This window comes from Sporosarcina sp. resist (genome assembly GCF_014302295.1).
Classification (GTDB): domain Bacteria; phylum Bacillota; class Bacilli; order Bacillales_A; family Planococcaceae; genus Sporosarcina; species Sporosarcina psychrophila.
Map to the genome: position 1 here is coordinate 718,047 of NZ_CP060287.1, position 11,954 is coordinate 730,000.

Genomic DNA, 11,954 nt, shown 5'->3' on the forward strand with positions numbered 1-11,954 from the left:
ATCGCGATGATTTAGAATAATGGAGGGATTTTTATGAAAAAAGTAAAGTTTGGGCCATTGGCTTTGATAGTGATTGTTTCCCTTTCGGTAATACTTGGTGCGTGTACTTCATCGGGTTTGGACGATGAGAGTACGAAGGTAAATGCAAAGAAAATATTAGTTTACGGACATAGCGGGAATTCCACGTCACTAGACCCAGCCCATATGAAGGAAGGGGATTCCACCCATGTTACTGTCAATCTTTATGAGACACTCGTGAATCTGGATGAGCAGGGCACGACTGTAGTTCCAGGCTTGGCAGAAAAGTGGGATTCTAGTGAAGACGGTTTGACGTACACGTTCCAGTTGCGGAAAGATGTCAAATTCCATGACGGTACAGATTTTAATGCAGATGCAGTCATAAAAAACTTTGAGCGCTGGACTAACGGCGATGCAGAAGAGTTTCCTTTCTATAGTTCGGTATTTAATGGTTTCAAAGGGGATGACAGTCGTATTATTGAATCGGTGGCGACTGACGGCGATGATACTGTAACAATCAAGTTGAATAACCCACAAGCATCATTCTTGAAAAATCTAACGATGAGTCCGTTCTCGATTGTTAGTCCGAATGTATTTGAACAAAGCGATGAGGAATTTGAAAGCGATCCTATCGGTACGGGACCGTTCCAATACTTCGAAGGGAAACAGAATGAAGCAATCGTAGTTGTAAAATTTCAAGAGTATTGGCAAGAAAGTTTGCCGAAGCTTGAAAAAATCATCTTCAAGTCAATTCCTGATAACACTGCACGCTTGAATGCGTTGATTGCAGGGGATATCGATCTAGCCGATAGTATTAATCCGGAAGATAGAATGGAAGTTGACGACGATGCCGACTTACAATTTTTTGAACGACCTTTTATGGAAAACATTTATGAAGATGCTCCTTCCATATTTGCTGCCGATTCAACACCACTTTTCGGAGCGACAAAATACATGATGAATTACTTACCACAAGTAACGGGTTTTGATGTGTTGTCGAAAGTGGAGTTCGAATTACCAGCAGAAGAAGAAGAGTGAAAAAGCTATCCGATTGGCCGATACCCTGGTCAATCGGATAGCTTTTTTTCGGCAGTAAATGAACACATCACCTATAGTTGATAGGAAGCAGTACCAAGAGTATGCCTTTGTTATTATAAGAATATATAAAAAAGTATTGCATTTATTCTGTATAATCGTATAATTAGAACGACCTATTAATTCTGAAAATAACTAATTGATTGATTAAGAAAAAGGGTGATCTGATGGATGAGAGGAAGACTGTCCTCCAAGTAAAAGATTTACAGACGACCTTTTTTACTGATTCGGGGGAAATACCGGCTGTTGATCATATTGACTTTCACTTGAATGAAGGAGAAATCCTGGGAATTGTCGGAGAATCTGGCTGCGGGAAAAGTGTAACCTCCTTATCGATAATGGGGCTAGTACCAAAGCCTCCTGGGAAAGTTGTCGGAGGTAAAATATTATTTGAAGATAAAGATTTGCTGACCATGAATGAAAAACAGATGCGGCGTATTCGAGGAAACGACATTGCGATGATTTTCCAAGAACCTATGACATCACTGAATCCATTGTTCTCGATTGGCAATCAAATGACAGAAGCAGTGCGGATTCACGAAAAAGGCTGGTCTAAGAAAAAGGCTGAGGGAAAAGCAGTTGAAATGTTGAAACTGGTCGGTTTGCCTCGTGCAGAGGAAATGATGAGAGACTATCCTCACCAATTATCGGGTGGAATGCGACAGCGTGTAATGATTGCGATGGCATTGGTATGTGATCCTAAAGTACTTATAGCTGACGAACCGACCACTGCTCTAGATGTGACGATTCAAGCGCAGATATTGAAGTTAATGAGAGAATTAAATACGAGATTGAATACAGCTGTTCTCCTTATTACTCACGACTTGGGTGTCGTTGCAGAAACATGCGAACGTGTCATTGTCATGTATGCTGGACAAATTATTGAAGAAGCATCCGTTAAGATGATCTTCGAAGATCCACAGCATCCTTATACAAAAGGGTTAATTCAATCCGTTCCCGACATGCGCTACAAAAAGGAGCGACTCTATTCTATCCCTGGTAGCGTGCCGAAACCCGGTTCAATCCGGCAGGGGTGCAGATTTGCTGCGAGATGTGAGTTTGCATTTGATCGTTGTCTAACAGAAAACCCTGAACTATATGAAACATCGGATGTTCACCAGACTCGATGCTTCCTATACGACAGAGAAGGGGTGAAACAGCATGACAACAAAGCCCTTATTGAAAGTTGAAGGTTTGAAAAAGTATTTTCCAGTTAAAAAAGGAATTCTTGGCAGAACAGTTGGGTATGTCAAAGCGGTAGATGACGTATCGTTTTACGTGAATGAAGGCGAAACGCTAGGCATTGTAGGTGAATCTGGATGCGGTAAATCGACAACGGGCCGGATGCTGATGCGACTTCTTGAACCAACCGAAGGGAAAGTTGAATTTGACGGCAAAGATTTGACGTCCTTATCTACCGGAGAAATGCGGAAAACGAGACGTGACATCCAAATGGTATTCCAAGATCCATACGCATCTCTCAATCCGCGTCACACGATTGAAAAGATATTAGAAGAGCCGCTCATTGTGCACGGCATTGATAATTCGAAAGAACGGAAAAGGAAAGTGCGTGAATTCCTTGAAATTGTTGGACTAAGCGCATATCATGCCAAGCGCTATCCGCATCAGTTTAGTGGAGGACAGCGTCAGCGTATTGGGATTGCTCGGGCGCTAATGACAAATCCAAAACTGATAATTGCTGATGAACCTGTTTCGGCTCTCGATGTGTCGATTCAGTCTCAAGTGTTAAACCTGATGCAAGATTTGCAGAAGGAATTCAAACTCACTTATATCTTCATTGCCCACGATCTGGGAGTCGTCCGTCATATTAGTGATCGTGTCGGCGTTATGTATCTTGGAAAGATGGTAGAAATGGCGGACAGCGAGCAGCTCTATGCGAAACCGCTTCATCCGTATACGCAGGCATTATTGTCAGCGGTTCCAGTACCTGATCCAGACTTCAAGAAAGAGCAAATTCTTCTTGAAGGGGATATTCCAAACCCAGCGAATCCTCCTAGTGGCTGCACGTTTCATACGCGCTGTCCGCATAAAATGGAAATTTGCACGAAAGTTACACCAAGGCTTGTCGAGCATGATTCGGGTCATTCTGTCGCCTGTCACCTATACAGTGAGCAGGTAGACAATGATATAAAACAGTTGGAGGGGTCAATATGAGAAAAAGGAAGTTAGGTTTACTAGCACTGATGTTGCTTCTCGTTCTTTCGGCAGCGCTAGCCGCTTGTGGGTCAGATGCCGATGATGGCAAGAAGGAAGGTACTAAAAATGAAGATGGTAAAACTGAAGACACTAAAAATGTGAAAGATACATTAGTGTTTGGACGCGGTGGCGATTCAACTTCCCTCGATCCATCAAGGGTGACTGAAGGAGAATCTTTCAAAGTTACGGTTAACATTTACGAAACGCTTCTGAATTTCGGGGAGAGTGATACAGAAATTAATCCAGGGCTTGCCACTGAATGGGAGCCAAGCGAAGATGGTTTAACGTATACGTTCAAACTACGTGAAGGCGTTAAGTTCCATGATGGAACTGACTTCAACGCTGACGCGGTCGTTAAAAACTTCGAGCGTTGGGCTAATGGGGATGCAGAAAAATTCCCATATTATAACACAACATTCGGCGGTTTTAAAGGTGATGAAGGTCATGTTATTGAGTCTGTTACAGCAGACGGTGAAAATACAGTGCTTATAAAATTAACACGTCCACAAGCACCATTCCTTAAAAATATTGCAATGAGCATGTTTGCAATTGCAAGTCCGACTGCATTTGAATTAGGTGACGATCAATTCGAAAGAAAACCAGTAGGTACAGGACCATTCCAGTTCGTCGAATGGAAACCGAATGAAACAATCACAATTGAAAAGTTCGATGACTACTGGGATGAAGGACTACCAAAACTTAAAAAAATCATCTTCCAGTCAATTCCCGACAACTCTGCGCGTTTGAATGCATTGATGGCTGGAAATATCGAACTTGCAGATGGCATTAATCCATCAGATGGCGAATCGATTGAAGATAATGAAAATCTTCAATTGTTTGTACGTCCGTCTTTGAACGTAGGTTATTTAGGTCTTACAGTAACACGCCCTCCTTTCGATAAAAAAGAAGTGCGTCAAGCGATTAACTATGCAATCGACAAACAATCAATTGTTGACTCATTCTTCGAAGGACGTGCAGATGTCGCGAAAAACCCGATGCCGACATCTATTTCAGGCTATAACGATGATATCGAAGGATATGAATACAATCCTGAAAAAGCGAAAGAGCTTCTAAAATCGGTAGGACTTGAAGACGGTTTTGAGATGGATCTATGGGCAATGCCGGTACCACGTCCATATATGCCAGATGGTAAAAAAGTTGCTGAAGTCATTCAGAAAAACCTAGCAGATATAGGGATTACTGCGAAGATCGTTTCACATGAATGGGCAACTTATCTTGACCTTGCAAGTAAAGGGGATGCAGATGCGTTCATGCTCGGCTGGACTGGGGATAACGGAGATGCAGATAATTTCCTATACGCTTTGCTAGATGAAGATAATATCGGTAGCAATAATTATACGTACTATAAGAATGCAAAACTCCACGACATCCTTATCGCAGCACAAACTGAAATCGATGAAGAGAAACGAAATGAATTGTACAAAGAAGCGCAGGTCATCATTCATGATGACGCTCCATGGGTACCACTTGCTCACTCAACTCCGCTTCTTGGAGGATCTAAAGATTTAACAGGTTTTGTTCCAGGCCCAATTGCCTCGGATTTACTGTCGAAAGTAGAATTCAAGTAAAAGATTGTAAGAAATGAACGGAAAGGGAGAGGTCTTTCAGATTTCTTCCTTTTCTCTTTCATTTGATGGATACATATAAGTTGATAGAAAAGTTGGAGAGGTGAAAAATCATGCTCAGCTACATTGGAAAAAGAATGCTGCAGCTCATTCCTGTCCTGCTTGGGATGACGTTTATCGTATTCATGATTATCCGTGCAATCCCGGGTAACCCCGCACAAATTATTCTTGGGCAGCAGGCGACTAAAGAGTCAGTCGAAGCGCTGACGATAAAGCTTGGTTTGGATAACCCTTGGTATGTTCAGTATTTCAAATACTTGGGAGACCTTTTAAAAGGAGATTTGGGCGAGTCGATGAGAACTCGAGCTCCTGTATCAGATGAAATATGGCCTTATTTAGCAGCTACGTTTGAATTGGCACTATTCGCCATCGTTATTGCAGTTATTATCGGTATTAATGCAGGAATCATCTCAGCGTGGTTTCAAAATTCATGGTTTGACTATACGGCGATGATTTTGGCACTTGTTGGTGTGTCTATGCCTATCTTCTGGCTTGGCCTTATGGGGCAATGGGTTTTTGCTGTAGAAAATCCATGGTTGCCGACTGGAGGGCGAGAGGAAGTACGAGATCCTATCAACGCCATAACGAATCTCTATGTACTTGATACAATTATTCAAGGCCGTTTTGATCAGTTATGGCAGGTTTTCCGACACCTTATTTTACCAGGACTAGCACTGGCAACAATTCCGATGGCAATTATCGCACGGATGACCCGTTCAAGTATGCTCGAAGTAATGCGCTCCGATTATATTCGTACCGCACGGGCGAAAGGTCAGAAAATGTTTTGGGTCGTATATAAGCATGCGCTTAAAAATGCAATCATTCCGGTGTTAACAATTATTGGTCTGCAAATGGGAATGTTACTTGGTGGTGCGATTTTGACTGAGACAATTTTTGCTTGGCCTGGTGTTGGGCGTTATATTTACGACGCAATTGGATTCCGAGATTATCCCGTCATTCAGTCAGCGATTCTAATTGTGGCGCTCTTCTTTGTTTTGATCAACTTGCTTGTAGACTTGCTCTATAGTCTGATAGATCCGAGGATTAAATATGATTGAGGAAGGGGGAAGCACTTATGTCTGAATTTGTACCTAAGGCCGATGGGATTGCGAATAATAAAGTTGATAAAACTGCAGGACCTTGGCGTGAAGCTTGGAATGGCTTTAAAAAGAGTAAAGTGGCAGTTGTCGGTATGGGTATTGTTATATTCTTTATCCTGCTAGCGGGTTTCGGTTTTGTGGCGGAACAAGGTTATCTTGGTTCAAACATTGGACTAGAGGGCATTAACGACCAAAAGTTATCGGATCGGCTTCTCCCTCCTTCAAGTGAATATTGGTTTGGAACAGATGACCTTGGAAGGGATATTTTTTCCCGAATTGTTCATGGTGCCCGAATTTCACTATGGGTTGGATTCTTTTCTGTAATCGGATCGGTAGTTGTAGGAAGTGCATTGGGTATCGTAGCAGGTTATTATGGCAGATGGGTTGATACGATTATTTCACGTGTGTTCGACATTATGCTAGCATTTCCTTCTATCTTGTTGGCCATTGCAATTGTTTCCGTACTTGGTCCGAGTCTGCAAAATGCGCTTATCGCAATCGCAGTAATAAATGTGCCGAACTTTGGAAGGCTCATTCGTTCAAAAGTATTGAGTATAAAAGAAGATGAATATATTACTGCGGCAAAAGGGATCGGAATGAAAGATGCTAGGATTCTGTTTTCTCATATCTTGCCGAACTCTATGGCGCCGGTAATTGTTCAAGGAACTCTAGCAATTGCAACGGCAATCCTTGAAGCAGCTGCACTTGGGTTTTTAGGACTGGGTGCACAAGCGCCGATGCCAGAGTGGGGAAAAATGTTAGCGGATTCAAAAAGCTTCCTACATTCAGCCCCATGGACAATGATTTTCCCAGGTATCGCAATTATGCTTACAGTACTGGGCTTTAACTTAATGGGTGATGGTTTACGTGATGCACTCGATCCTAAGATGAAGAGTTAGGATAATAAAAATGCCCTACATCCCGCTAAATTCATCGGGATGTAGGGTATTTTTTAATAGATAAGAAAGTATAAGTTTTTGAACCTAGAGCAATGTCTAGCTCCAGCGTTTTTCTTAATAGATTTCTTCTGTCAGTTTCGAATTCACTTTATTGTTATGATACTTCTGAAATAGAACAATCAGCTTGTCAAAGTGTTCAAGTTGTTCTTCATAATTAAAGATAGACGACAGGATATGAAGAAGATGATAGGCGGAAAATTCCTCTTCTTCTTTCGTAAGGGCAATTTCCTTTGCAAAAATCTCCATCACCTCATGACGCTGGATGTATTCTTCATTCGGACTGGTATTTACTGCATCAGACTTCAGTTTACCAACGAACTTCAGATGGAGTTGTTCGTGATATGTGAGCAGTGCGTCGAGACGTTCCTGCACCATCATCCGGAAATGTTCCGGCAAATCAATCAGTTCATTTTCATACTGATGAAGTCTTTTCAGTACATCATAACTGCTCCTTGAAGTAGCAACCATTTGTCTGTAAACGACAAGTTTTCTCGCTTTGTTTCTCGTATTCTTTTTGAAGTAGCTCCGTTCCTCTTTAAATAGCGTGTACAGCTGATCTACCTGAGAAAGGCGCTCCTTCGATTTTGTCAGTGACTTTTTTGTTGCTAAGTGATCAGATGCTTGCCTTCCAGCCAGGCGGGTCCAACGAATAATTTCGTCTTGTGCCTGATGAATGGACTCAAATAATTTTGTTTCGTATTTCGGTGGCATGAACAGCAAGTTCACAACGAAAGCGGCAAGAATACCGATAATCAATGTCAAAAATCTGAGCAATGCAAATGACAGGAACTCATCGCCTTTGATTTCCATTATGGCGATCATTACCACGAGTGCCATCGAAATTGATTTTTCTAGGCCCAATTTAATCATTATTAATATAATAATGACCGCGGCAAGTCCTATGAAGACTAGCTGATTACCAAACAGGAGAACAAATAAAACCGCAACAACTGCGCCAATTATATTACCTTGAACCTGTTCGATAATTGTTAAATAAGATCTATAGATAGAAGGTTGGATGGCAAAAATGGCCGCGATTCCCGCAAACAATGGATGCGGCATGTGTAAAATTTCTGCTAGGAACAATGCGAACATAATCGCAATGCCCGTTTTAAAAATGCGGGCACCAAGTATCATGGGGGTTATCCTTTCTGATCAAATACGCCTTGGCGTATTTGCGCACAGACTTTTATCGAGCCTGCTCGATAAATTCCACTTAAAAGTCTGTGGCATCCGTCGGAGACTGTAACTTCATTTAGCTAGAGTTTTGCTCCTACCAAGTTGTATGCCTATTTTGCAAATACCTATCACTTTATCGAAGTGGAAGGCTTCCGCTAAATGAAGTTAAAGCTGTTTTTCGCTACTGTACCTTAACAATACCGTGCGGTCAACCGTTTATAGAAGTTGCAAGCTCTTTGAATGAATGATCGACTGCAACAAGTGTATCCATAATGTCTTCTTCCGTATGAGCAATTGTTAAAAACCACGCTTCATACTTTGAAGGTGCAAGGTTTATACCGTTTTTTAACATCAGTTTGAAGAACTTGGCGAACACATTGCCGTCTGTAGCTTCAGCTTGTTCGTAGTTTTCGACTTTTACGTCCGTAAAGAACAACGTAAGGGCTCCTCCAAGACGATTTGTCGTTAATGTAATTCCGTGCTCTTTTGCAGATTTTACAATGCCCTCTTCAAGAATAGCACCTAGACGGTCCATTTCTTCATAAATACCAGGCGTTTGGAGAACTTCTAGAAGAGCAATTCCTGCTAACATCGAAGCTGGATTCCCTGCCATTGTCCCCGCTTGATAAGCAGGTCCTAGTGGAGCGACTTGTTCCATAATTTCTTTTTTCCCACCGTAACCGCCAATTGGTAAGCCGCCGCCAATAATTTTTCCGAATGCAGTAAGATCGGGTGTTAAACCGAGCAAATCCTGTGCGCCGCCGTAGTGGAAACGGAATGCAGTAATTACTTCATCATAAACAATTAAAGCGCCTTTTTCGGCTGCGATATCATGGACGAGCGGAAGAAACCCTTCTTTTGGTTCAACAATGCCGAAGTTACCAACGATTGGCTCGACTAGAATACATGCGATTTGGTCGCCCCATTTTTCCATTGCTTCTATATAAGCATTAGGATCGTTAAATGGAATCGTAATTACCTCTTTAGCAATCGACTCTGGCACACCTGCTGAATCAGGAGTACCAAGCGTTGCGGGGCCAGAACCTGCTGCAACGAGTACAAGATCCGAGTGACCGTGGTAACAGCCTGCAAATTTCATGATTTTTGTCCGCCCTGTATAAGCACGAGAAACTCGAATTGTCGTCATGACTGCTTCAGTACCAGAGTTTACAAAACGTACTTTATCCATTCTAGGCATTGCTTCCTTCAACATTTTTGCAAACTTCACTTCATGTCGAGTAGGCGTTCCGTATAGCAAACCTGTTTGCGCGGCTTTAACGATTGCTTCAGTAATATGTGGATGGGCATGCCCCGTAATGATTGGTCCATATGCAGCAAGATAGTCGATGTATTTATTGCCGTCGACATCCCAGAAGTAAGCACCTTCTGCACGTTCCATTACTGTAGGGGCTCCGCCGCCAACTGCATGGTATCCGCGCGATGGGCTATTTACCCCTCCTACGATATGCTCGCAAGCTTCATTATAGATTTTTTCTGAATTCGTTCTGATCATTTCAATTCCCCCGTTCAATTCATTACCCTCTCTATTCTAAACAAAATGAAGCAGATAGCCAAAGAATTTGAAACTAAAGAGCGCATTCTGTACGATTAAGGAAAGAATATATTGGAGGAATGGATAATGACGACACTTGAAGGTATGCATGCACCGGAATTTACATTGCCAAATGAGAACGGTGAAATGATTTCGCTAAAAGACTTCGCGGGTGAAAAGTATGTTGTTCTCTATTTTTATCCGAAAGATTCAACACCTGGATGTACAACGCAAGCTTGCGATTTCCGAGATGCGTATGAAGACTTTAGCAAGTTGAATGCAGTAGTGCTTGGAGTGAGCCCTGATGGCGCAGCTTCACATGAGAAATTTATCGGGAAACATGGACTGCCGTTTTCCCTTCTTGTTGATGAAGAGCACACAGTTGCTGAAAAATATGATGTTTGGAAGTTGAAGAAGATGTTCGGTAAGGAGTATATGGGTATTGAGCGTTCGACATTTTTGATTGATCCGACGGGGACGGTTGTTAAAGAATGGCGTAAAGTGAAAGTGCAAGGCCATATAGAAGAAGCGCTTGTGACATTGGAGCAACTAACACAGTCTTGAGGGGGAACGAGAAATGGAAGTACTATTCACATTTGATATGAAGAAACATCAGGAACAGGGGCTTGTCATGAAGTTTCCTGAAGTTACATTTCAATTCAACAAAAAGCCGGAAGACATTGAAATTCAAACAGCATCAATTATTGTGACATATGGCGGTGATGTAGACGTTGCGCTACTCGACAAAGCGAAAGCATTGGAATGGATAATGGTTGCGTCGGCTGGCGTTGAAAAAATGCCTCTTGCTGAAATAGCTGAGCGCAACATCGTCATGTCAAATGTTCGCGGTATCCACAAAACACCGATGGCGGAATCCGTTCTCGCGCATATATTATCACTGCAACGGTCGTTACCACTTATTGACGAAAGACAACGTTCAAAAGAATGGAATCGGAAAGTCGGCTCGATTGAATTAAAAGGGTCGACTGCGCTTATCTTAGGTCCTGGCGCAATTGGTTCTGAAATAGGACGCTTACTTCAAGCATTTGGTGTCACTACAATTGGTTGTAACAGATCGGGCAGGGCAAGTGAATCGATGGATGAGACAATAAAGTTTGAAGCTTTGATAGATAGAGTGGGCATAGCAGACTTCGTTATTTCTGTTTTACCGAGTACACCAGAAACAAAAGGGCTGCTAACAGAAGGGCATTTCAAAGCCATGAAGGATAATGCGGTCTTCATGAATTTTGGTCGGGGTGACCTCTTTGCTGAACCGATTCTAATAGATGCATTGAAAAGTAATGAAATCAGGCATGCGGTTCTTGACGTATTTGAAACAGAGCCGCTACCTGCTGACAATGAACTATGGTTACTTGCAAATTGTACGATATCGCCACATGTTTCAAGTCTTTCTGGAAAGTATGTTGAAAGGGCCCTCACTATTTTTGAAGAAAACCTAGGTAAGTGGCAACAGGGGGAGTGGGATCTTCTGAACTTGATTGACATGGAACTTGGCTACTGAGTGGGAACTAAATTGATAGACACAAATGAAGTGGCTCACACAGCGCTTTAGTTGACATATGCACCCTATTTTAAGTACACTAATGATAATAATTATAAAGTGAGAATCTTTATGGATAGAGGTGCATAGCGATGTCGGAAGTTAGATTGAAAGGCGCGCTGGACGCATTGAAAAATAGTGGCGTCAGAATTACGCCACAGAGGCATGCGATTTTAGAGTATCTTATCTCCTCTGAGTCACATCCAACGGCTGATGATATATATAAAGCACTTGAATCTGATTTTCCTAACATGAGCGTTGCAACAGTATATAATAACCTTCGTGTGTTCCGCAATGCGGGACTTATTAAGGAACTTACTTATGGAGATGCTTCAAGCCGTTTTGACTTTGTTACTCACGATCATTATCATATCATCTGTGATGAATGCGGAACGATTGTTGATTTCCATCATCCTGGACTTGAAGAGGTGGAGCGCTTAGCTTCTCATGTAACAGGATTCAAAGTAAATTATCACCGTCTGGAAGTATATGGTACATGTCCTTCATGTGTTTCGCGCGTAGCGAATACTAAATAAAAAAACGTCCGATACTCCTTCCAGTGAAGGTTGTATCGGACGTTTTTTTTATTCCTTAGAATCCTCTTTTATTGCAGCAGTTTTGTTCTTC

General features: G+C 42.1%; 12 protein-coding genes (1 of these 12 only partly in view). 9 read left to right on the forward strand and 3 right to left on the reverse strand.

The genetic code is table 11. From position 1 onward, the window contains the following. The first annotated feature begins 33 nt into the window (after nt 1-33). The 6 genes from H7992_RS03490 to nikC all read left to right on the forward strand — a co-directional run bounded on the left by H7992_RS03490 (nt 34) and on the right by nikC (nt 6,975). Nucleotides 34-1,056 carry an ABC transporter substrate-binding protein gene (locus H7992_RS03490; RefSeq protein ID WP_187046653.1) on the forward strand — a complete coding sequence of 341 codons (1,023 nt, stop codon included), beginning with the start codon at nt 34-36 and terminating at the stop codon, nt 1,054-1,056. Between the two features lie 224 nt (nt 1,057-1,280). After that, a complete protein-coding gene (locus H7992_RS03495) occupies nt 1,281-2,303 on the forward strand; it encodes an ABC transporter ATP-binding protein (protein ID WP_067205821.1) in 1,023 nt (340 codons plus the stop codon). After that, complete coding sequence (locus tag H7992_RS03500; RefSeq protein ID WP_067205824.1) at nt 2,275-3,288, forward strand: ABC transporter ATP-binding protein; 1,014 nt, start codon at nt 2,275-2,277, stop codon at nt 3,286-3,288. The genes H7992_RS03495 and H7992_RS03500 overlap by 29 nt, the downstream gene beginning before the upstream one ends. Then, a complete protein-coding gene (locus H7992_RS03505; protein ID WP_187046654.1) occupies nt 3,285-4,919 on the forward strand; it encodes an ABC transporter substrate-binding protein in 1,635 nt (544 codons plus the stop codon). The genes H7992_RS03500 and H7992_RS03505 overlap by 4 nt, the downstream gene beginning before the upstream one ends. 110 nt (nt 4,920-5,029) lie before the next feature. After that, entirely contained in the window at nt 5,030-6,034 is a 1,005-nt protein-coding gene (locus H7992_RS03510; protein WP_067205829.1) for an ABC transporter permease, read from the forward strand. Between the two features lie 17 nt (nt 6,035-6,051). Next, nucleotides 6,052-6,975 carry a nickel transporter permease gene (nikC, locus tag H7992_RS03515; RefSeq protein WP_067205831.1) on the forward strand — a complete coding sequence of 308 codons (924 nt, stop codon included), beginning with the start codon at nt 6,052-6,054 and terminating at the stop codon, nt 6,973-6,975. Between the two features lie 114 nt (nt 6,976-7,089). Here the strand turns inward: nikC and H7992_RS03520 are convergent, their stop codons facing one another. Continuing rightward, nucleotides 7,090-8,172, reverse strand: coding sequence for an FUSC family protein (locus H7992_RS03520; RefSeq protein WP_067205834.1), 1,083 nt, complete (start codon nt 8,170-8,172; stop codon nt 7,090-7,092). A 250-nt stretch (nt 8,173-8,422) separates the two neighbouring features. Further along, nucleotides 8,423-9,727 (reverse strand): glutamate-1-semialdehyde 2,1-aminomutase, encoded by a 1,305-nt coding sequence (locus H7992_RS03525; protein WP_067213828.1) that lies wholly within the window; start codon nt 9,725-9,727, stop codon nt 8,423-8,425. Between the two features lie 126 nt (nt 9,728-9,853). Here H7992_RS03525 and bcp point away from each other — a divergent pair, with 126 nt between their 5' ends. The 3 genes from bcp (at nt 9,854) to perR (ending at nt 11,863) form a co-directional block, all read left to right on the forward strand. Next, a complete protein-coding gene (bcp, locus tag H7992_RS03530; RefSeq protein ID WP_187046655.1) occupies nt 9,854-10,330 on the forward strand; it encodes a thioredoxin-dependent thiol peroxidase in 477 nt (158 codons plus the stop codon). Between the two features lie 13 nt (nt 10,331-10,343). Continuing rightward, nucleotides 10,344-11,288 (forward strand): D-2-hydroxyacid dehydrogenase, encoded by a 945-nt coding sequence (locus H7992_RS03535; protein WP_067205839.1) that lies wholly within the window; start codon nt 10,344-10,346, stop codon nt 11,286-11,288. Nucleotides 11,289-11,419: 131 nt separating this feature from the next. After that, on the forward strand, nt 11,420-11,863 hold the full coding sequence (gene perR / locus H7992_RS03540) for a peroxide-responsive transcriptional repressor PerR (protein ID WP_156475952.1): 444 nt from the start codon (nt 11,420-11,422) through the stop codon (nt 11,861-11,863). A 48-nt stretch (nt 11,864-11,911) separates the two neighbouring features. On the opposite strand, the gene H7992_RS03545 is transcribed toward perR, so the two are convergent. Next, nucleotides 11,912-11,954, reverse strand: the 3' end of a protein-coding gene (locus H7992_RS03545; RefSeq protein ID WP_067205845.1) for a YgzB family protein. 338 nt of this gene lie beyond the right edge of the window; the window shows 43 of its 381 coding nt (coding positions 339-381); its start codon lies beyond the right edge, outside the window; it ends in the stop codon at nt 11,912-11,914.

What these genes read in the sequence shown, in the direction of transcription:
- H7992_RS03520 (WP_067205834.1), bottom strand. Translation starts at nt 8,172, where the DNA reads ATGATACTTGGTGCCCGCATTTTTAAAACGGGCATTGCGATTATGTTC.
- bcp (WP_187046655.1), top strand. Translation starts at nt 9,854, where the DNA reads ATGACGACACTTGAAGGTATGCATGCACCGGAATTTACATTGCCAAAT.
- H7992_RS03510 (WP_067205829.1), top strand. Translation starts at nt 5,030, where the DNA reads ATGCTCAGCTACATTGGAAAAAGAATGCTGCAGCTCATTCCTGTCCTG.
- H7992_RS03495 (WP_067205821.1), top strand. Translation starts at nt 1,281, where the DNA reads ATGGATGAGAGGAAGACTGTCCTCCAAGTAAAAGATTTACAGACGACC.
- H7992_RS03525 (WP_067213828.1), bottom strand. Translation starts at nt 9,727, where the DNA reads ATGATCAGAACGAATTCAGAAAAAATCTATAATGAAGCTTGCGAGCAT.
- perR (WP_156475952.1), top strand. Translation starts at nt 11,420, where the DNA reads ATGTCGGAAGTTAGATTGAAAGGCGCGCTGGACGCATTGAAAAATAGT.
- H7992_RS03490 (WP_187046653.1), top strand. Translation starts at nt 34, where the DNA reads ATGAAAAAAGTAAAGTTTGGGCCATTGGCTTTGATAGTGATTGTTTCC.
- H7992_RS03500 (WP_067205824.1), top strand. Translation starts at nt 2,275, where the DNA reads ATGACAACAAAGCCCTTATTGAAAGTTGAAGGTTTGAAAAAGTATTTT.
- H7992_RS03505 (WP_187046654.1), top strand. Translation starts at nt 3,285, where the DNA reads ATGAGAAAAAGGAAGTTAGGTTTACTAGCACTGATGTTGCTTCTCGTT.
- H7992_RS03535 (WP_067205839.1), top strand. Translation starts at nt 10,344, where the DNA reads ATGGAAGTACTATTCACATTTGATATGAAGAAACATCAGGAACAGGGG.
- nikC (WP_067205831.1), top strand. Translation starts at nt 6,052, where the DNA reads ATGTCTGAATTTGTACCTAAGGCCGATGGGATTGCGAATAATAAAGTT.